Genomic DNA, 684 nt, shown 5'->3' on the forward strand with positions numbered 1-684 from the left:
CCGCGGTTTGCTTTCGTCCACATCGCTTCCATGCCCTCGTCGAATCAAATCAACAGCATGGAATCACAAACGATTCATATCATTCAACTTCTTTGTGGACCGACACTAACGGCTCAAGGCGGGCAACGCCGCCCACTTCAGAGTTTCAACAGAGACCGGGACATTCCCCACTTTGATGCTCTCGTTGGCACACCCGACCGCCAACATCATAATGATGGTATGCTCGTTTTTGATCGGAAGATGCTTGCGGATGGCGCGATCGTCCCGGACGAGTTTGCTCCAGTTGAGGCAGCAGGACTGCAATCCGAGTGCATGCAGAGCCATGACCAAGGCCATGGAATACATTCCACCGTCGATGAAGTGCTGGTTACGCTCATTGGCGTTGTCAAAGGCGCGCAAATCGGCCGAAATGATGATCAGGTAGGGCACCTCGTGACCAAAGCCCTGATTGCCGGTCTGAAAGCTCAAGGCCTTTTCGATCACAGCGCGGTCGTCGATGTGATAGGTAAACCAGCTCTGCCGGTTGCAGGCGCGCGGTGTATTGGCGGCCAGATCAATCGCTCGCATCACTGCTCGAGCTATGGCTGAAAATGGGTGATGGGGCCTGAGAAGGCGGCGTATCGTGGCGGGTGCTGAAGCCTGCCAGAACCTCCCGAAGGAGCGATACGCCTGTGTGGTTGCCGC

Annotated in this window: 1 protein-coding gene; it reads right to left on the reverse strand. The window is 55.7% G+C overall.

The genetic code is table 11. From position 1 onward, the window contains the following. Positions 1-105: 105 nt before the first annotated feature. The coding region (locus VSX60_RS22470) for a nitroreductase family protein (protein ID WP_327626452.1) at positions 106-684 on the reverse strand (579 nt) is incomplete at its 5' end.

Source organism: Aurantimonas sp. A3-2-R12 (genome assembly GCF_036016755.1).
Classification (GTDB): Bacteria; Pseudomonadota; Alphaproteobacteria; order Rhizobiales; family Rhizobiaceae; genus Aurantimonas; species Aurantimonas coralicida_A.